An 18,526-nucleotide genomic window follows, 5' to 3' on the forward strand; every position below is an offset into this window, starting at 1 on the left:
TGCTTTGGCATCGGTCGAGGATTGCGACGCTGCCGGTGGCCGATACACGGCCCACCCGAAGGGCCGGGCGCTTTTGGCATCCTGATAGCGTCGACACTCCTCACCGCGCCGCTTGGGTCCGGTTGCGATTGTCTCTTTGCCGGAAACCAAAATCGCTCCGGCGCGAGAGGTCAATATCAGCGCAGGTTGGTATGACCCGTTCAGCTATGGGCGAAAATGTCGGTCTCGTCCCAGCCGAGCAGATCGAGCTTGGAGCGGGTCGGCAGGAAGGCGAAGCAGGCATCCGCATGGTCCATGCGGCCATCGCGCAAGAGCCGCCCCGTCAGTTTTTCGCGCAGCGCATGCAGGTGCAGCACGTCGGATGCGGCATATTCGAGCTGCGCCGGAGACAGGGTCTCGGCCGCCCAGTCGGAGGACTGCTGCTGCTTGGAAATATCGACGTCGAGCATTTCCTTCAGATTGTCCTTCAACCCGTGGCGATCCGTGTAGGTGCGCGTCAGACGCGAGGCGATCTTGGTGCAGAACACCGGCGTCGTCGTCACGCCGAAAGTGTGGAAGAGTACGGCGATATCGAAACGGCCGTAGTGGAAAATCTTCTGCCGGGCCGGGTCGGCGAGCATGGCGACGAGGTTCGGCGCATCCTTCTGGCCGGCGGCAATACGGATCACGTCGGCGGTGCCGTCGCCCGGCGAAAGCTGGACGACGCAGAGCCGGTCGCGGCGGGGGACAAGGCCAAGAGTTTCCGTGTCGACGGCAATCGCGCCCCGGTAGCGGGCGGCATCGGCTGCGGAAATATCGCCTTCATGGAACCGTATTGCATTCGCCATCGAAAATCCCCAGATGAAACGGAAGTGGTGTCGCCTATAGCGCAAGTTTGGCCCTGGCGAAACCGTGTCATGGCACCTCGCCGCGGGTGCACCCTTCGAAAGCTCGCATTGATGCCCTCCTCTCGCACCGCCTCGGCTCTTTCGATCATATCGCTCGTGCTTGGCTTCACGGTCGTGCCGGCGCTGGCGCAGAACTATAGGGACCTGCCCGGTGTGCGCCCGATGGATCCCCTGAACGACAACGGCGACAAGGTCGTCTGCCAGCAGACACTTGTCGATCGCGACTATCCGTTCGAATCGAGCTCGCGCGGCGGGCCGCGCTACGACACGATCTACAACTGCCGCCGCGGCGATGGCCCGGTGTTCCAGGGTAGCGATTTGCCACCGTCACTCTACCGGCAGAAGCGCGGGCTCGGCTACTAATACCAACCTGCACCGGTTCGGCTTGGCAAGCCGATGAATACTTCCTAGAAAATTGGGCAAGGAACTGTGGAGGTGTTCTGCCTCCACCGAGGAGGAACAATGCCCAACGACACGAGACCGCTCGCCATCAGCGTGCCGGCGCCGCGCACGCTCGACCTGATCTTCACAGCCGACGCCTTGAAGCAACTGCACGAGCGCTACCGCATCGTTGAGACCGATCCGGATGAGATCGCCGGCCTTGGCGACGAGGTGCTGTCGCAAGCGCGCTACATCATCGGCCAACCGCCGCTCGACCACGATACCTTGGCGCGCCTGCCGAAGCTGCGGGCCATTCTCAATGTCGAGAGCAACCTGATCAACAACATGCCTTATGAGGTGCTGTTCGAACGCGGTGTCCACGTCGTCACGACCGGCCAAGTATTTGCCGAGCCGGTCGCCGAAATGGGGCTTGCGATGGCCCTCAACATCGCGCGCGGCATCGTCGACGCCGATCTCGCCTTTCGCGAGGGCCGGGAGCTTTGGGGTGGCGACGGCAATCGCTCGGCGCGACTGCTCTCCGGCTCGGACATCGGCATCATCGGCTTCGGAGACCTGGGCAAGGCGCTCAACCGGGTGCTGTCAGGCTTCCGCGCCAGGATCCGCGTCTTCGATCCCTGGATGCCGGCCTCTATCCTCCGTGACAACGGCGTCGAACCGGCATCGCTGGAAACCGTGCTGACCGAAAGCGATTTCGTCTTCGTCGTCGCATCGGTCACCAGCGAGAATGAGGGTTTTCTCGGCGCGAGGGCCTTTGCCAGCATGCGGCCGGGGGCAGCCTTCATCCTGCTCAGCCGCGCCGGCGTCGTCGATTTCGATGCGCTAATGGCCGCCGTCGAAAGCGGGCATATCGTTGCCGCCAGCGACGTCTTCCCGCAGGAGCCACTTCCGCTCGACCACAGGGTGCGCCGCCTGCCCGGCTTCCTGCGCTCGGCGCACCGCGCGGGCGCGCTCGACAGCGCCTTCAAGAAGATGGGCGACATGGTGCTGGAAGACATGGACCTGATGGACCGGGACCTGCCGCCGATGCGCTGCAAACGCGCTGAGCGCGAGACGGTCGCACGGATGCGCTCCAAGCCGGTGACGGTCAACTGATATCGACCCAGCTTGGTATAAGCTCTTCGCCATCGGAGATTTCATCGTTTCGCTGACGGCCGGGAATGCATTGCCCCCGATTAACGTGTTTTATGGGAAAAGCACGTAGCATCGCCAGGACAGGCGCGAGATCAGAGACACGCAATGGCCAACAAGACGTCCGGCTTTCTCGGAACCAGGATACGCGACAGCTGGAACAGTTCGCTGCGTTCGCTGTTCAGCCTGGTGATGGTCGCCATGCTGATCGCCGTATCCGGCATCCTTGTCGGGCTTGACTATCACCGCTCACGCAACGCCGCGATTGCGGATGCCGAATCCAACATGCGCGGCTTTGCCGGCCGCCTGGTCGATCGTCTCGGCGTGCTGTCCGGCGACACCTCGGCGCTTGTCAGCCTCGTCTCGTCGGTCGCCAACTCCTTCCTCGTGCCTCCGCCGGAGCGCATGAACGACAAGGCGGCCGTGCTGCGCGAAGGCATCAGCCGCTCGCCGCATATCGACGGCGTCTATGTCGGCTACCCGAGCGGCGCGTTTTTCCAGGTGGTCGATCTCAAGCACATCGCCTGGCGCATGGCGCTCGATGCCCCACGCGGCGCCTCCATGGCTGTCCGCTCGATGGAGCGCGACGCCAGCGGCAAATCGATCAACCGCGTCATCTTCCTGGACGAGGCGGGCGAACCGACGTCGGAGCGACGGTTACCGCCGTCGGGCTACGATCCGCGAACCCGGCCCTGGTACCAGTCGGCCGTCGACGGCACGGCTGCCGTGTCGAACGGCCCTTACGAGATGGCAACGACCGGCGCGCTCGGCATGACGATCTCGCAGGCGCACCGCGGCAATCCCAAGATCGTCATCGGCGCCGACGTGGTTCTCGACACCATCACCGATTTCCTGTCGCGCGAACGGCTGACGAAGGGATCCGTCTCCTTCATCCTCGATGCGGTCGGCCGACCGATCATCCACTCCGACCGGACGATGATGAAACGCATCATGTCGGCCAAGGACAAGGACGATCCGATCGTCCCGCCGCAGAACGATCCGCTGGTGCAAAGCATCCGCCTCAACCCGCCACCGCCTGGAAAGGCCGGTTTCGCCGAGGTGGGGGACCGGACCTATCTGGTCATGGTGACACCGCTCGAATCGGAGCTGCTGCTGACCGGACACCGGGCGGTCGTCGCCGCCCCGCTCGACGAACTCATGGCCGACGCCAACAAGGCACTGATCCAGGGGCTTGCAATATCCGGCGCCGTAGTGGCGCTCGCCGTCCTGTCGTCGCTGGTGCTCGCACACCTGATCACTAAATCGCTCAACCAGTTGACCGCCAGCGCCAACCGGCTGCAGGACCTGGATTTCACCACGCCGATCGACGTGTCGTCGCATGTCAGCGAGATCTCCACGCTCGGCGGGGCGATGAACCGGGCACGCGACGCGATCTTCACCTTCGCGCTCTACGTGCCGAGGGAACTGGTGCGCAAGGGCATCGAATCCGGCCAGTTCAGCGGCCGCGCGGCCTGGCGTCAGGAGGTCACGGCACTTTTCACCGATATCTACGATTTCACCACCTTGAGCGAACGCCACGCGCCGGAAGAAGTGGTGGCGATGCTTTCGGAATATTTCGACATCTTCAGCGAGGTCGTCGATGCCCATGACGGCACGATCATCCAGTTCCTCGGCGATTCCGTCTTTGCCATGTGGAACGCGCCGGCGCCAGACGAGCGCCATGCGGAGAATGCCTGTCGTTGCGCGCTGGCAGTCGAGGAACGGTTGCAAGCGTTCAACGAAGCGCAGCGCAAGAAGGGCCTGCCGGAGTTCCGTACGCGCTTCGGCATCCACACTGGCACCGCCGTTGTCGGCAGCGTCGGCGCGAAGGAACGGCTGCAATATACCGCCATGGGCGACACGGTGAACGTCGCCTCGCGACTCGAAGGCATGAACAAGAACTACGGCACGACGATCATGGCGAGCGGCGCCGTCGTCGCCCAGGCATCCGACGCGATCACCTTCCGGCCGCTCGGATCGGCGCAAGCCAAGGGGCGCGCCACGGCACTCGATGTCTATGAGGTGCTGAGCGCGCGGCCGATCGTCGAGGATGCAGCCTTGAAATCACCGACGACATCATCCTGAGGCGCCTGCAGCGCGCGCCGTCAACGCCGGACGCCATCTCTCTGGCGCATGACCCAACGGATGCCAGCAGCAATAGCGATCGCAAGCAACGGCCACACCGCCCAGAACACGCCCCGCCAGGACAGGAGGTTGATTGCGACGAGAGCCAGACCGGCGACAGCAAGCGTGCCGATGACCCGGTCGATCTTCCTGTTTGCCCGCACCCATCGCAAGGCCGCGAGAACCGCGAATGCCAGCAGGGGCCATGCGGCCCAGAACACGCCGCGCCAGGTCAGCAGATTGAGCGCCGCGAGGCCGGCGCCGATGACCGCCAACGTTCCCATAAGCTTTCCGGTCAGGCCCGTCGGTTCAGCCGCGGCTTCGATCGGTACGGTCGCGGATCGGCCGGATTGCTCGGCCGACCGGCCCCATTCGGCTTGGCGGTCCGCAGCCGCCCCGCTGTCATCGGACGCACCGATGCGCACGGCATAGCTCGGCACGCCGCCGTCGATGTTCTTGACCTCAAGCTGGCCCAGAAACTCGAAGCCGACGGCGATCTTGTTGCGCACCTGGTCATAGACGGTGTTGGAGATCACGATGCCGCCGGCAGGGGCGGACGCCTGCAGGCGAGCGGCAACGTTGACGCCGTCGCCATAGATGTCGTCGTCCTCGGTGATCACATCTCCGAGGTTGATGCCGATGCGAAACAGCATCTGCGCATCGTCCTTGCTTCTCGCGTTGTAACCGGCCAGCTCGTTCTGGGCGTCGATCGCCGCGCGCAGCGCCTCGACGACACTGGGGAAATCGGCGATCAGCCCATCCCCCCAGGTGTTGATGACCCGGCCGTCATGCGCCTCGATCAGGCGCGTCATGGCATCCCGGTACCGCTTGAGAGTAGCAAGCGTACCCTCCTCGTCCGCCCGCATCAGGCGGGTATAGTCCTGGACGTCAGCGGAGAAGATGGTCGTCAGCTTGCGACGCGTGTCAGCCATCGCGGATGATCCTCGCTCGAAATCCGCCGCCGCAGCGGGTGATTGAATAGTAGCGAGCCTACCACAGATCGCAAGACGCGCCGCCACAACGGCTTCCTTACTGGCTGAATGACCCTGTACCGCGCAGATGCACCAGACGCTGCAGAAATGGCTCACGCGGCGCGCTAGCAGGCACACAAACCCTATGCAGGAACGTGGCTCCGCCGCGCGGTTTCGAACTCGGGAAATCGGGCATTTTTCATCAGGCAAACTTGCGGTGGTCGCTCGCCGTTCAGGCCAAAAGCCAGAAACGAAAAAACCCCGGCAAGCCGGGGTTTTTCGAACCAAAACAAATGTTTGGCTAAAGGAATGGTGCCCAGAAGAGGACTCGAACCTCCACACCCTTTCGAGTACCAGCACCTGAAGCTGGCGCGTCTACCAATTCCGCCATCTGGGCGACGGACCGGCATGTAAAAGGCCCGAGCCGAAGTGTCAACAGGCATTTTGAAGTTTTCGTGTCAGAACACGAAAAAGGTCAGTTTGACGTCACTTTTGCCCAGGATCGAATTGTGGAAAGTCCTTGAGCTAGCAGCGATTCCGCCTCTGCTGTCGTCTCGGCCTCGACATAGCAGCGCATTTCCGGTGCGTTGCCGGACGGGCGGAAATGAATCGTTCGACCATCGGCAAGGGTAACGCGCAGACCATCGATGTCGCTGACGGCAGCCGGACGGCCAATGGCGGCAAGGAAGCCGCCGAGGTTCTCCGCCCCACCGCGCAGAAACGCCATCAGCCGGCTGCTGGTTTCGACCGGGAAGTGTTCGAGGCGGTCGCTAAGCGCGACCGGAAGACGATAGGACGCGGCCAGCGCCGAGAGGGTCATCCGGGCTTCGGCGGCGCGCCCAAGCACGGCGAGGATCGGCAGGAAGCTGTCACGGGTGGGCAAAGCCTTGAGAACACCATTGCCGACGGAGAAGTCGCTCGCGGTCAACGTGCCGCCATTGGCCTCGAAGCCGGCCACCTTCGTGCCGCCTTCCGCAACTGCCTGCGCCATTCCGGCGATGACATAGGGCGAACCGACCCGGGTGCGGATGACCGACAGACCTTCGGCTCGTTCGAGACCCGAATTGGAGGTGACCGGCGTCACGGCGATCTGGGCACCGAGGAACTCGCAGGCGACGAGGCCCAACAGGTCGCCACGAAGCGGCGCGCCCTTTTCATCGGCAACCAGCGGCCGGTCACCGTCGCCATCGGCCGAGACGATCGCATCCAGGCGATGTTCAGGCGCCCAGGCGGTAAGCTTGGCGAGCGTTTTAGGCGAAACCGCCTCGGTATCGACAGGCACGAAGTCCTCGGATCGGCCGAGAGCGACCGTCTCGGCGCCGAGATGCGTCAGCAACTCGACGAGCAGATCGCGGGCTACCGTGCTGTGCTGATAGACGCCGATGCGCAAGCCGCCAAGCGAACCGGGTGGCAACAGGTCCCTGTTGCGCTGGAGGAACAGATCTGCGGCCGACGCCGCATGGTCTTCACCGGAGCCGGCCGAAGGCACGGCCTCGCCGGCAATGGCGTCGGCAATGGAACTGATCGCCAGTTCGTCGTTCTTGTCGATCTCACCGTCGGGCCGGTAGAATTTGATGCCGTTGCGATCAGCGGGAATATGCGAGCCGGTGATCATCAGGCCCGCAGCTTTGTGGACGAGGCCATAAAGCGCCAGTGCCGGGGTCGGAACAGTGCCGCAATCGAACACGCGAAAGCCTTCGCTCTTCAGCGCATCGGCGCAAACCCCCGCAATTTCAGGACTGGAATCGCGAAAGTCGCGAGCGATCAGGATCGGATCCCCGGCCTTCGCCTGCTCGGAGGCGATCAGGTGCCGCGCGAAGGCCTTCGCATAGCGTGCAGACGGCTCGCCTTTCAGCTCCTCGGACAGGCCGCGCAGACCGCTGGTACCGAACTTCAATTGCATCTTATACTCCGTGAATGCCAACGAACGGCAATAGGCAAGAATAACAGTGACATGGCAAACGCGCCGGTGCATTCTATACCGAACGGCAGACGGCGTGGAAATCCGGCCATCGGCCGAACGGATCCGCACCATTTCGCCATGAATAAACCAAGAAAAAAACACCTAATGTGAAGCAGGGACACAACCGGAAAGCAACCCTTTCGGAAAGTGAGGAAAGCATGACGGGATTTCGGAATTTCGTTGTCGGTTGCGCCTTAGCCGCCGCCTCCCTGATGACCTCGGTCGGGCCTGCCCTGGCCATGCCGCTGTCAGGCCACGACGTTCAAATCAGGGCGCAAGGCGATGTCCAAAAGGCCCAATATTACCCGTACAGGCGATACGGAGGCGTTATGTATCCCAACGGCTGGCGTGGCGGATGGGGCGGTGGCTGGGGCCCCGGCTACTACGGCGGAGGCTGGGGCGGCCCGTATTATGGTGGCTCGGGCTTCAGCCTCTATTTCGGACCGGGCTATGGAGGCTACTACAACAATTATCCCCGCCGCTACTACCGCGAGCGCTACTACTACCGCGACAACTATGTTCGCGGCGGCACCAACGCGCATGTGAGCTGGTGCCTTTCGCGCTACCGCTCCTACAATCCGGCAACCAACCGGTTCCTCACCTATCAGGGTGTCTATCGCGCCTGCTACTCGCCCTATCGATAGGTCACGCCCAAGCGGCGCAGCGCCGGCGTTGCGCCGCTTTACCAACTCCAATTTCTTGGAAAGGCTGGTTAAGCAGCAATTAACCTCGCCATCATACCGTTTCATCACGCTCGCAACTCTTTGCCGGAATGAAATGATGCTGCTCCCGACCCAGCAATCCAACGCCACCGCGACGACCAACCTGGTCGGCTCGATCCTGAAGGATATCGAGAAGCGCCAGGCGGAAGAGGACGAAAAGGCGAAAGGCACCAAGGACGACAAGATCCTGAAGGCCCAGGTGAAGTCGGACGACGCCCAGAAGGCAGCCAATACCAAGATCAACGATCATTTCTTCAATCAGGCAGGAAACGATGCCAATAACAACCGGATGGTGCTCATCCGGGAAGTCGGCGAGTTCTTCGACCTGAAGCGAGAGGATTTCAAATCCGATTTCGCCTTTGGCAGCGCACTGTCAAAGATCGTCGAGGACCTGCCACCGGCAACCGTTCGTGACATCGAAAAGAAGCTGGGGCTGACGGATATCGATGTCTCGCTGAACGAACTGATCGAGGCGATCAAGGACCCCGAGGGCAGCCGGGGCAAGAAGCTGGACGAGGCTCTCGACAGCAAGGGGTCTGCGAACACCGGCCAAAGCAACGGCGCTACGAAGGCGATACAGCGTCTTGCAGATGCTGCAGAGGCGAAGTCGCTGGACGAACTGCAACTGGACAGCCTGACTGGTGACCTGACTCGCGTCACCGACACCGAGACACTCGCCGAGCAGCAGAAAGAGTTACAAGCGCTTCAGGCCAAGGACAATCTGGAAGACGTGCAAGACGCGCGCGAGGCCGAAGCCGAGCGCCCGCTGCCGGTTCGGATCGACGAGATCGGTCGCTACAGCCTCGCCAGCCAGACGTTTATCGCCGCCTGATCATTTCCGACGGACGATACCCAGCCGGGCCATGACCTGGTTGGGTATGCCATAGCGCCGGATAGCGTCGCGGCTATCGCGCAGGCCGCAGATCTCGCGCTGGATAAAAAACGCCCAGACCGCGTCAGCCGCATCGTCGAGCAACCGCTCGCGCAGCTCCGGCGTCGTTTCATTCCGCTCGAGCGTCTGCAATGCCGCGATCGCCTTTTCGACCTTGAGGCCATGCCGCCCGAGCGCGTCGGCACGCTCCGAAAGCAATTCGTATTCGAGAGCGCTGAGGGCACCCGCAGCCGAATAGGAGGGGTTCAGGGATCTTGGAGGGCGAACGGTCATCCGAAACTCCATGGCTCCAACACGGATAGCGCCACGCGTTGACTACAGCGCCGCGCGTCTTATTGGACGCGCAAAGGTCGCTGTAGCACTTTGAATTGCTGCATGTTTTTATCCTTAAATCGAATAGGATTTAAGGAAACATGCAGTAACACGCGCAACTGCGGTTGCAGCGTGCATCTTGCCGCCGGATCGGTCGCGATGCAAAGGGTTCGTGCGGCAACGGGTCTTTGCGCGCCCAGGCGACAAGGCACTGCGACCTCCGTCGCACCCCATCGCATGGTTAAGATTTCATAAACCTGTCTCGCCTAACATCGAAGCATCATGCCGATTCCCGTATCCGCACCTTAGCTGCGGCAGGTCTGGCCGGTTGGCCGAGACGCGCATGAGGCGCCAGCCCGAACCGAAGTGACAACCTGCCCGACGGACGGTCGAGGTGATCCGTGGAACGGCGTGAAATGCGGATGCCGGCTGTCAACGGCCGCGCGCCAACGCGAGGGTCAAGCGAGAGGGAGACCAGAATGCTGACATCCATTCTCACGGTCAAAACCGCGACCGGACTTGCCGAGGAGGCAAGCGCTCGGCCCCAACAACCGGCAGCGCCTCTTACTGCCGCCCAGCGCGGCGAAGCGATCCAGAAGGTCCTCGACGCGCTGACCCGGCATCTCGCAGGCCGCGAGATCCTATCCAAGGACGCGCTTGTGCGGCTGATGGAGGACCTTGCCCGCATCCTGAAATTCCCGCCGCTGCCACAGGAAGGCGGGCGCGACTTCGTGCGACGGCTCGTCACCTTTCTTGAATCGATGCCGATGCCGGAACGCCTGGCGCTTGAGCGGCAACTGGGCGGTCGCAGCCTGGCGCTACGGGTCGGTATCCTTGCAGACCTGCCGGCCATCCGAAATGGTGCGGCGCCACCCTCCATGGGCGCCGCATTGCCCGGCCTCAGCAACCCATCCCTGCAGCCAGCCATCCCGCTGCATCTGGCCGCCGCCAGCGCACCGGCTGCAAGCGAGGTCGCCATGCTGCAGACCGCGCTGAAAAAAACTTTTGGCGTCGGCAGCGAGAGTGACACGTCGAGTCTCGCATCGGAGGAGATGGACGCGACACCACCTGCTGAAGACGCAGCAACGGTTCGGCCTCAGACTTCGCCAGAGCGGGGAGAACCGAGAGCGATGCCCGGCAGGCTGCCTTCGCTTGATGGCCCCGAGATCGAAGCCCTGGCCGCCATCATCAATGGCGACACCGACCCCGAACTCGTCGATCCGGAGGTTGTTACCGGCAAGGCAGCGGTCGATGATGAGGAAAATGCGTCGCCGCACCCTGCCGCCGCGGCTGACGATACCGATTTGCCCGCAAAGGCCAAGGAAGCAGAGCTGCGCAACGGCACCGCCCGGACGGATGCGGGCACCGAGGCTGGCCACGCCGACGAAGGCGAGGAGCCAGACGGCACCTATGGCCCGCTGCGCGACGGCGAGGATCAGCTGCTGAACGACAGGGCAACGACGCGCGGCAACGAGAGCCGTACGGACCGCGCGCTTTCGGACGCGCTGAAGACGATCGTGCGCGATACGCTCGGCCTGCCGGGAGAACCTGCAGGCGCCGACCGACCCGAAGGGATCGCACCCGAACTCGAAAGCGCCGAAGCCGACGCAGCAGCGAGCCATACAGAGACGGATGGCACGGAGCCGGGCCGCGCAAACCCGCTCCGCCCCCGCGATACGGCTGCAGGCGCTGAGCTTGCCGCCCTGAGCGTTGCGGAAGACCAGACGGAGCCACCAGGCCCGGCGGGCGCCACCGCCGTCCAGCGCGCCCAGAGGCCGACGGACGACCCGGCGATGCAACAGGCGATCGCACGGTTGATCGAAAACGGGCTGCCGCGCGAAGCGATACCCTTTGCTATGATCCCCTATCCGATCGCAGTTGAGGACGTGAAGAGCGAGGCGGAAAAGAGCGAGCGCGACGATGGCAGAGGCGAAGGCGGCGAAGAGCCGAACGGCGACCACGAAGCGGCGCAGGGCGACGGCGGAGCCGCACGGGACGAAGCCACGCAAGATGAGCAGCAGACCGAAGGCGGCAGGGGTGAAACGGGCGGCGAATGGAACGCCGAGCCCGATGTCTACGAACTCTATCGCAAGCTCGGCGGTCTTGGCTGACCCTCCGGACTGATCGCCGAAAGCATGTCGCGCAAAAGTGTGCAGTTGGTCCTGCGAGAACGACGTGCGCAAATCAAGAGCTGAAAGTGCCGCAAGCGAATCCTAGAGATCGCGATACGCGTTAGATCGGGTCGACTTCAGAAGAGCGATCCAGAAAACCAAGGACACTGCAGCCGAACGAAACGCTCACAAGCAAAAAGCCCGCGGAGATCGCTCTCCGCGGGCCTTTTTCATTTCAGGCGTCAGCGAACGATTACTCGTTGGTCTGGCGGTTCTTCAGAGCGGCGCCGAGAATGTCGCCAAGCGAAGCGCCCGAGTCGGACGAACCGAACTGAGCAACGGCTTCCTTCTCTTCCGCGATTTCCAGAGCCTTGATCGACAGCTGGATCTTGCGGTCCTTCTTGGAGAAGTTGGTGACGCGTGCGTCGACAACCTGGCCAACCGAGAAACGCTCCGGACGCTGTTCGTCACGGTCACGCGACAGATCGGCGCGGCGGATGAACGCAGTGATGTCCTCGTGGTTGACGAGCTTCACTTCGATACCACCGTCGTTGACGGCGATGATCTCGGCCGAAACAACAGCGTTCTTGCGCAGTTCGCCCGAAGCAGCGGCGTCGCCAACTGCATCCTTGCCGAGCTGCTTGATACCGAGCGAGATGCGCTCCTTGTCGACGTCGACGTCGAGAACAACGGCGCGAACGACGTCGCCCTTGTTGAACTCTTCGATGACCTGCTCGCCCGGACGGTTCCAGTCGAGGTCGGAAAGGTGCACCATGCCGTCAACGTCGCCGTCGAGGCCGATGAACAGGCCGAATTCGGTCTTGTTCTTGACTTCGCCTTCAACTTCGGTGCCAGCCGGATGGCTATGCGCGAATGCCTGCCACGGGTTCTCGAGCGTCTGCTTGAGGCCGAGCGAGATACGACGCTTGGTCGGATCGACTTCGAGAACGACAACGTCGACTTCCTGGCTCGTGGACAGGATCTTGCCGGGGTGTACGTTCTTCTTGGTCCAGGACATTTCGGAGATGTGGATCAGGCCTTCGATGCCCGGCTCCAGCTCGACGAACGCACCGTAGTCGGTGATGTTCGTGACGGTACCCGAGATCTTCTTGCCAACCGGATACTTCGCACCGATGCCATCCCACGGATCCGACTCGAGCTGTTTCATGCCGAGCGAGATGCGGTGGGTTTCCTGGTTGATACGGATGATCTGAACCTTGACCTGCTGGCCGATGTTCAGGATCTCCGACGGATGGTTCACGCGGCGCCATGCCATGTCGGTGACATGGAGCAGACCGTCGATGCCGCCGAGGTCGACGAACGCACCGTAATCGGTGATGTTCTTGACGACGCCTTCGACAACCTGGCCTTCTTCAAGGTTCTGAACGATTTCAGAACGCTGTTCAGCACGGGATTCTTCCAGAACGGTACGACGCGAAACGACGATGTTGCCGCGACGCTTGTCCATCTTGAGGATTTCGAAGGGCTGCGGGTTGTGCATCAGCGGGGTCACGTCGCGGATCGGACGGATGTCGACCTGCGAACGCGGCAGGAAGGCGACGGCGCCGTCGAGATCGACGGTGAAGCCACCCTTGACCTGGTTGAAGATGATGCCTTCGACGCGTTCGCCGGCTTCGAACTTCACTTCCAGGCGCATCCAGCTTTCTTCGCGGCGAGCCTTTTCGCGCGAGAGAACAGCTTCGCCAAGCGCGTTTTCGATGCGCTCAACGTAGACTTCGACTTCGTCGCCGACCTTGAGCGAGCCGTCCTTGGCCTTCGCGCCGAATTCCTTCAGAGCGATGCGGCCTTCGACCTTCAGACCGACGTCGACAACGGCGACGTCCTTTTCGATGGCCGTGACGATGCCCTTGGCAACATAGCCTTCGGCAAGATCGGTCTTCGCGAAGGATTCTTCGAGAAGCGCTGCGAAATCATCACGGGTTGGGTTGGTAGCAGACATGGAATCTCCTGATGCATCTCTAAATGAGAGACGCACATGCGCCGGGGGTTGGTGTTGAACAGGCCTGAACCCAGTCCGCCCCATCAAAGGGACAATCCGGCGCGTGGACGGAATTTCAGGCTTATGCAAGAAGAGCGATCCTGACAGTGTCGCGAAAAGGCTCTTCTTCAGATCTTCTTGATCAGGGCCGCATCGATCAAAGACTTCGCGGACTGAAACGCCGCCTCTATACTCATTTCAGACGTATCAAGCAAGTGCGCGTCGTCGGCGGGGCGCAAAGGACTGTCGGCCCGACCCATATCGCGCTCGTCGCGCTTCTTCACATCGTCGAAGATCGCCGCGTAATCGGCGGCGGCGCCGTTGCCGACGATCTCGTCATAGCGGCGTTTCGCGCGCACTTCCGGCGATGCGGTGACATAGAGCTTCACCGCCGCATCCGGGCAGACGACGGTGCCGATATCGCGACCGTCGAGCACGGTGCCCGGCTCTTTCCTCGAAAACGCCCTCTGCGCCTCGACCAGCGCGCGACGCACGGCCGGCATGACGGCAATCTTCGACGCCGCCTCGCCGATCGCGTGTGCCGACAGCACAGAGCGATCGAGGCCTGCCAGTTCGACATTCAGCGCCATGCGTTCGGCCACCGCCTCATCGTCGAGCGGCAGGCCGGCATCAAGCAGCGCCTTCGCCGTGGCGCGGTAGGTCAACCCGGTATCGAGGTGGTGAAAGCCGTACTCTTCGGCGATCTGGCGCGAGAGCGTGCCCTTGCCTGCCGCTGCGGGTCCGTCGATGGCGATGATGATCATAGGTGGTCCTGCAATCGATGTTGTTGCTGGCCTTTAGATCAAATTCGCAGGCGAATCCATGCTCATCCGATGCTCCGTCACCCTTTGCCGGCAGACCTCGCGCGCATGACGATCGCAGATACATTCACCATGGCCAGCAACAGGCTACCGACAAAAGCCAGCGAAGGCAGAACCGGGCCTACCGGAAACGACTTTCCCTTATCCCAATAGACCCTAACGCCGCCAAAGAGGTCAGACAAGGTTTGCACGCTTTGGAAAAGCCCGAACACGGCAACCAAAAGCCAGAACAAGAGCATACCCCTTGAACCCCGAACCAGTTTCATTCTGATCAGGCGCGCAAAATCGAGTAACTTCAGCGGTGGATTCAATCCCGATACAACAGGTGCGAGCGGCGCGCGATCCAGCATGCGTTGCCGCGTTCGGCGTATCCTTGCAATGAAAAGCACATTGAACGAAATCAGGGCAACGGCAATGACGCTTGCGGCGCCATTGTTTAGTCCGCCGGCCCAACGGTAGCCATCCGCCAACACGGCAATAATGACGCTAACAAACAGCGCACAAAAGCCATACCCGTTGTCGACTCCAATCGACGCAAACTGTTTCGCGGTCAGCATTACCGGGTTCGGCCAGTTCCGCGGCCAATAGAAAACCGAGCCGTCATCCAGCGTCTTCCAGTTCCGGGCATTGCGCGGCGGTTTGAACGGCTCGGGCGCCTGGGATGATCGTCTGGCTCCCGCAAGCATCCATTCGATCCGACGCTCTGTGCGGCGGAAATAGAGGTAGAAGGCCGCCACCCCAAAAAGAAGCGCGGCGACAGGTATCGCAAGCGAGACCTCTCCATGGCCCGCGAAAACGCCGAGCACAACCGTTGGAATCAAGGTCAGGAACGACACAAGCGGGATCATGAACCTAAACCGCACGATGCGGCCGAGTGTCTGCTCATCGATGATAAACGTCGGCCCGGAAGGCGACCGGCGATAGAGGATCGTTCCGTCCTCTCGTTTCTCCCAATTCAAGCCGCGGTCAAACATGAAATCTTCTCCTCAAACGGCGCATAGGCCGGTGCCACGCCTCGACACACGTCAGAAGGCCATTCGGCCGCACGTCCAGGCTGCAATCACCATTCAATGCACCTAGAGGATTACTAATTTCTTTCCTTTTTTCCGCGGCGCCACGCCTTGAGATGGACGCGCAGCACGTATCCCGAGACGATGGCCAGTGCGGCGGCTTTTATCGAGCTGCCACCTTTATCGACGAAGTCCGGATGGCCGACGATCTTGGCGATGACAACAGTAGCGTAGGTGAAAAAAACCATTCCGGACAAAACGATGCCGCATAGCATCGTCATTTTGTCGTCGAACCAAAGTTCCCGAACGTACTCGAGGGTCGATGGCTGCACCGATAGTGGACCACTCTCAATATGGCGCGGCGCATTCGCCAAAATTTCTCGTAACCGCTGTCGGGCAGTGACAATAACCCCTGCGCTCACCACGACAGCAAACACAACGAAAACGACGGGTATTGCAGGTTGCTTCGCCCAAAGGCCAAAGAGAGGCGCCGCGAAAAGGAAGAAAGCAATGGGCACCACCCAGCACTTCCCAGTCAACCGGCTCAGCTCATCGAGCTCGTCTTCCGTAACGACAACCGCGGGCGCTCGCAAATTTTGCCGATAGCTTATCCTGCCGTCATCATGGCGGCGTACCAGTTTGAATCGATCGTCCACCGACATAGGCATATCCTCAACCAGTCAAACCATAGCCGATGGTCGTTACCGACGGGTCGCGCCGGCCTTTAGGATTTTACCGATGCATCATTCGATCGCAGCGCCCAGCCCGGCCATTAGCTCCAGAAACCCGGGAAAGCTGGTGGCGATCATCGTCGCGTCGTCGACGGTGACGGGGTGCTCCGAGGCAAGGCCCATGACGAGGAAGCTCATGGCGATGCGGTGGTCGAGATGGGTGGCGACGGCGGCGGCGGCATTGCCGAGACCCTTGCCGCCGGGGCGACCGTGCACGACGAGGGCGGCAGGTGCCTCCTCGCAATCGACGCCGGTGAGCTTGAGCCCGGCAGCAACGGCGGAAAGCCGATCGGATTCCTTGACGCGCAGCTCCTCAAGACCGCTCATGATAGTGCGGCCCTCGGCGAAAGCCGCCGCAACGGCCAGCACCGGGTATTCGTCGATCATCGAGGGAGCGCGATCTTCCGGCACCGTGATGCCCTTCAACTCCGAGTAACGGACGCGCAGGTCCGCCACGTCCTCGCCGCCCGCAGTCCTCGCGTTCAGGACATCTATCTGAGCGCCCATTTCCAGCAGCGTCACGATCAGTCCGGTGCGGATGGGGTTCATCAGCACGTTGAGAATGGTGATGTCGGAACCCGGCACGAGAAGCGCTGCCACCAGTGGAAAGGCCGCCGAGGACGGATCGCCGGGAACATCGATGTCCTGGCCGGTCAGTCTGCCCTGCCCTTCGAGCCGAATGATGCGTTCGCCCTCATTGCCAGTCTCAACCGCCAAGTTCGCGCCGAAGGCCTGCAGCATTCTCTCGGTATGATCGCGGGTGATCACCGGCTCGATCACCGTGGTGATGCCGGGTGCGTTCAGACCCGCGAGCAGCACGGCGGATTTCACCTGGGCCGAGGCCATCGGCACGCGATAGTTCACCGGGTTCGCCGTCTTCGGTCCGCGCAACGTCACCGGCAGGCGGCCGCCTTCGGCCGACGCCACCTGAACGCCCATCTGGCGCAGCGGATCGAGTACGCGGCCCATCGGACGTTTGGAAAGCGAGGCATCGCCGACGAAGGTTGTGGTGAAATCATAAGCGCCGACGAGCCCCATGGTCAGGCGGCAGCCGGTACCGGCATTGCCGAAATCGAGCGGGGCTTCGGGCTCAAGCAGCGCACCGTTGCCGAGACCGTCGACGATCCAGGTGCCGCCTTCCTCGCGCACCGTAGCGCCAAGCGCCCGCATCGCTCGTGCGGTGTTGATGACATCCTCGCCTTCGAGCAGGCCTGCAATGCGCGTCCGGCCGGCCGCAAGCCCGCCGAGCATCAGGGCGCGATGGGAAATCGACTTGTCGCCGCGGATACGCACCGTGCCGCCGAGTGCCTTGGATCTGCGCGCAATGGCAGGCTTTGCGATCAAGCCAGCGGACATATGAACCTTCCTCAAACCTGCGGCCGGAACCATCCATCGCCACAGGCGAAACGGCTACGGAGGCGCGACCACCTTCCGTTGCGTTGCCTAACACAATGCGATTGCGCGATCATCCTCCCGGGCGCAAGAAAAAGCAGGCGGCGCAGGGCTTTCGAGTTTTATCTTTGACAGATGCGGCCAAGATGATTATGGGGACCGGCTAATCATCATAGGCTTGATATCCTTTCCACCCGCCGGCTTTCCGGCAAGCGCCGGTTCGGCCGGCCATTCAAGAGGCTTTGACTGTGGCAAAAGCGGAACTCGGAACAAAGCGCATTGACCCGGAAACGGGGCGCAAATTCTACGATCTGAACCGTGATCCGATCGTTTCCCCCTACAGCGGCAAGTCCTACCCGCTGTCCTTCTTCGAAGAAACCTCGGTTGCCAAGGTGCTCGAGAAGGAAGAGGAAGAGGACGTCGCTGAAGTCGACACCGAGAACACGGAAGTCGAACTCGTATCGCTCGAGGAAGCTGACGACGAAGCAGCCGGCGGCGACGAGATTCCGGATCTGGGCGACGACGAGGTAGAGATCGACGGCGACGACGACGATACCTTCCTGCAGACCGACGACGAAGACGACGACGACGACATGAGCGACCTCATCGGCGTGTCCGACGACGACGACGACGTCTAAGCGCTTAAAATATTACGCGAATGCCTCCCGTCCCCTGCCAAATGGCGTGGACGGGAGCAAATCGGGCCGGAGCCAAATTATTTCCACCGGCCTGACATTTTCGGCTTGCTATCCGCGAAGAGCAGAAGTAATAAGCCGCCACTCGCCGGGCACAACAGCCCGACAAGTTTCCCGGAACCGGCCTTGCCGGACCCGATATGGGGCTATAGCTCAGCTGGGAGAGCGCTTGCATGGCATGCAAGAGGTCAGCGGTTCGATCCCGCTTAGCTCCACCAAATTTCTCCTGAAATACAAACCTTTGAACTGACCGCCTTTCACCATGTTTGGGCCAAACGTCTGCGCATGTCGGCCGGTATATTCCTTTCCGCTTTTTTTCTGGTACCAACGGGAAAATCGAACGGTTCGCTTGCGCAACCGGGTCGA

The 18,526-nt window shown here is 61.8% G+C and carries 16 protein-coding genes and 2 tRNA genes; 8 read left to right on the forward strand and 10 right to left on the reverse strand.

Features of this window, described 5'->3' with window-relative positions; translation table 11 throughout:
- Window positions 1-200 precede the first annotated feature (200 nt).
- The gene (locus tag ASD52_RS06600; RefSeq protein WP_025425521.1) at window positions 201-827 is read right to left on the reverse strand and encodes a ribonuclease D; all 627 of its coding nucleotides are present in this window, start codon (window positions 825-827) and stop codon (window positions 201-203) included.
- 111 nt (window positions 828-938) lie between these two features.
- Here ASD52_RS06600 and ASD52_RS06605 point away from each other — a divergent pair, with 111 nt between their 5' ends.
- The 3 genes from ASD52_RS06605 (at window position 939) to ASD52_RS06615 (ending at window position 4,502) form a co-directional block, all read left to right on the forward strand.
- Window positions 939-1,250: a hypothetical protein gene (locus ASD52_RS06605; protein WP_057223707.1), complete on the forward strand. Its 312-nt coding sequence runs from the start codon at window positions 939-941 to the stop codon at window positions 1,248-1,250.
- A 99-nt stretch (window positions 1,251-1,349) separates the two neighbouring features.
- Window positions 1,350-2,381 carry a hydroxyacid dehydrogenase gene (locus tag ASD52_RS06610; RefSeq protein WP_025425519.1) on the forward strand — a complete coding sequence of 344 codons (1,032 nt, stop codon included), beginning with the start codon at window positions 1,350-1,352 and terminating at the stop codon, window positions 2,379-2,381.
- Between the two features lie 144 nt (window positions 2,382-2,525).
- Window positions 2,526-4,502 carry an adenylate/guanylate cyclase domain-containing protein gene (locus ASD52_RS06615; RefSeq protein WP_025425518.1) on the forward strand — a complete coding sequence of 659 codons (1,977 nt, stop codon included), beginning with the start codon at window positions 2,526-2,528 and terminating at the stop codon, window positions 4,500-4,502.
- A 20-nt stretch (window positions 4,503-4,522) separates the two neighbouring features.
- Here the strand turns inward: ASD52_RS06615 and ASD52_RS06620 are convergent, their stop codons facing one another.
- The 3 genes from ASD52_RS06620 to ASD52_RS06630 form a co-directional block, all read right to left on the reverse strand.
- Entirely contained in the window at window positions 4,523-5,473 is a 951-nt protein-coding gene (locus ASD52_RS06620; RefSeq protein ID WP_025425517.1) for an adenylate/guanylate cyclase domain-containing protein, read from the reverse strand.
- Between the two features lie 349 nt (window positions 5,474-5,822).
- A tRNA-Leu gene (locus tag ASD52_RS06625) sits at window positions 5,823-5,909 on the reverse strand.
- Window positions 5,910-5,987: 78 nt separating this feature from the next.
- On the reverse strand, window positions 5,988-7,415 hold the full coding sequence (locus tag ASD52_RS06630; RefSeq protein ID WP_025425516.1) for a phosphomannomutase: 1,428 nt from the start codon (window positions 7,413-7,415) through the stop codon (window positions 5,988-5,990).
- 218 nt (window positions 7,416-7,633) lie between these two features.
- Here ASD52_RS06630 and ASD52_RS06635 point away from each other — a divergent pair, with 218 nt between their 5' ends.
- On the forward strand, window positions 7,634-8,119 hold the full coding sequence (locus ASD52_RS06635; RefSeq protein ID WP_025425515.1) for a BA14K family protein: 486 nt from the start codon (window positions 7,634-7,636) through the stop codon (window positions 8,117-8,119).
- Between the two features lie 136 nt (window positions 8,120-8,255).
- Window positions 8,256-9,029, forward strand: a complete 774-nt coding sequence (locus tag ASD52_RS06640; protein WP_025425514.1) for a hypothetical protein — start codon at window positions 8,256-8,258, stop codon at window positions 9,027-9,029.
- On the opposite strand, the gene ASD52_RS06645 is transcribed toward ASD52_RS06640, so the two are convergent.
- Window positions 9,030-9,362: a DUF6665 family protein gene (locus ASD52_RS06645; protein WP_057223709.1), complete on the reverse strand. Its 333-nt coding sequence runs from the start codon at window positions 9,360-9,362 to the stop codon at window positions 9,030-9,032.
- A gap of 518 nt (window positions 9,363-9,880) precedes the next feature.
- On the opposite strand from ASD52_RS06645, the gene ASD52_RS06650 reads away from it, so the two are divergent.
- Window positions 9,881-11,512: a hypothetical protein gene (locus ASD52_RS06650; RefSeq protein ID WP_057223710.1), complete on the forward strand. Its 1,632-nt coding sequence runs from the start codon at window positions 9,881-9,883 to the stop codon at window positions 11,510-11,512.
- Between the two features lie 253 nt (window positions 11,513-11,765).
- Here the strand turns inward: ASD52_RS06650 and rpsA are convergent, their stop codons facing one another.
- From rpsA to aroA, 5 genes are all read right to left on the reverse strand, one after another.
- Window positions 11,766-13,472 (reverse strand): 30S ribosomal protein S1, encoded by a 1,707-nt coding sequence (gene rpsA, locus ASD52_RS06655; protein ID WP_025425511.1) that lies wholly within the window; start codon window positions 13,470-13,472, stop codon window positions 11,766-11,768.
- 167 nt (window positions 13,473-13,639) lie between these two features.
- On the reverse strand, window positions 13,640-14,275 hold the full coding sequence (cmk, locus tag ASD52_RS06660; RefSeq protein WP_025425510.1) for a (d)CMP kinase: 636 nt from the start codon (window positions 14,273-14,275) through the stop codon (window positions 13,640-13,642).
- Between the two features lie 77 nt (window positions 14,276-14,352).
- Complete coding sequence (locus ASD52_RS06665; RefSeq protein WP_057204354.1) at window positions 14,353-15,306, reverse strand: hypothetical protein; 954 nt, start codon at window positions 15,304-15,306, stop codon at window positions 14,353-14,355.
- Window positions 15,307-15,419: 113 nt separating this feature from the next.
- Window positions 15,420-16,004, reverse strand: coding sequence for a hypothetical protein (locus ASD52_RS06670; RefSeq protein WP_025425508.1), 585 nt, complete (start codon window positions 16,002-16,004; stop codon window positions 15,420-15,422).
- An 81-nt stretch (window positions 16,005-16,085) separates the two neighbouring features.
- Window positions 16,086-17,429, reverse strand: a complete 1,344-nt coding sequence (gene aroA / locus ASD52_RS06675) for a 3-phosphoshikimate 1-carboxyvinyltransferase (RefSeq protein ID WP_025425507.1) — start codon at window positions 17,427-17,429, stop codon at window positions 16,086-16,088.
- Between the two features lie 284 nt (window positions 17,430-17,713).
- Here aroA and ASD52_RS06680 point away from each other — a divergent pair, with 284 nt between their 5' ends.
- Together ASD52_RS06680 and ASD52_RS06685 are read left to right on the forward strand one after the other, a co-directional pair.
- Window positions 17,714-18,103 carry a TIGR02300 family protein gene (locus ASD52_RS06680; protein WP_025425506.1) on the forward strand — a complete coding sequence of 130 codons (390 nt, stop codon included), beginning with the start codon at window positions 17,714-17,716 and terminating at the stop codon, window positions 18,101-18,103.
- A gap of 199 nt (window positions 18,104-18,302) precedes the next feature.
- Window positions 18,303-18,378, forward strand: a tRNA-Ala gene (locus ASD52_RS06685).
- Window positions 18,379-18,526: the final 148 nt, after the last annotated feature.

It is taken from the genome of Ensifer sp. Root142 (assembly GCF_001426785.1).
Lineage (GTDB): Bacteria > Pseudomonadota > Alphaproteobacteria > Rhizobiales > Rhizobiaceae > Ensifer > Ensifer canadensis.

Coding starts and splice junctions, on each gene's coding strand:
- ASD52_RS06645 (WP_057223709.1), bottom strand. CDS start 9,362: ATGACCGTTCGCCCTCCAAGATCCCTGAACCCCTCCTATTCGGCTGCG.
- ASD52_RS06665 (WP_057204354.1), bottom strand. CDS start 15,306: ATGTTTGACCGCGGCTTGAATTGGGAGAAACGAGAGGACGGAACGATC.
- ASD52_RS06670 (WP_025425508.1), bottom strand. CDS start 16,004: ATGTCGGTGGACGATCGATTCAAACTGGTACGCCGCCATGATGACGGC.
- aroA (WP_025425507.1), bottom strand. CDS start 17,429: ATGTCCGCTGGCTTGATCGCAAAGCCTGCCATTGCGCGCAGATCCAAG.
- rpsA (WP_025425511.1), bottom strand. CDS start 13,472: ATGTCTGCTACCAACCCAACCCGTGATGATTTCGCAGCGCTTCTCGAA.
- ASD52_RS06600 (WP_025425521.1), bottom strand. CDS start 827: ATGGCGAATGCAATACGGTTCCATGAAGGCGATATTTCCGCAGCCGAT.
- ASD52_RS06620 (WP_025425517.1), bottom strand. CDS start 5,473: ATGGCTGACACGCGTCGCAAGCTGACGACCATCTTCTCCGCTGACGTC.
- cmk (WP_025425510.1), bottom strand. CDS start 14,275: ATGATCATCATCGCCATCGACGGACCCGCAGCGGCAGGCAAGGGCACG.
- ASD52_RS06630 (WP_025425516.1), bottom strand. CDS start 7,415: ATGCAATTGAAGTTCGGTACCAGCGGTCTGCGCGGCCTGTCCGAGGAG.
- ASD52_RS06650 (WP_057223710.1), top strand. CDS start 9,881: ATGCTGACATCCATTCTCACGGTCAAAACCGCGACCGGACTTGCCGAG.
- ASD52_RS06635 (WP_025425515.1), top strand. CDS start 7,634: ATGACGGGATTTCGGAATTTCGTTGTCGGTTGCGCCTTAGCCGCCGCC.
- ASD52_RS06610 (WP_025425519.1), top strand. CDS start 1,350: ATGCCCAACGACACGAGACCGCTCGCCATCAGCGTGCCGGCGCCGCGC.
- ASD52_RS06615 (WP_025425518.1), top strand. CDS start 2,526: ATGGCCAACAAGACGTCCGGCTTTCTCGGAACCAGGATACGCGACAGC.
- ASD52_RS06605 (WP_057223707.1), top strand. CDS start 939: ATGCCCTCCTCTCGCACCGCCTCGGCTCTTTCGATCATATCGCTCGTG.
- ASD52_RS06640 (WP_025425514.1), top strand. CDS start 8,256: ATGCTGCTCCCGACCCAGCAATCCAACGCCACCGCGACGACCAACCTG.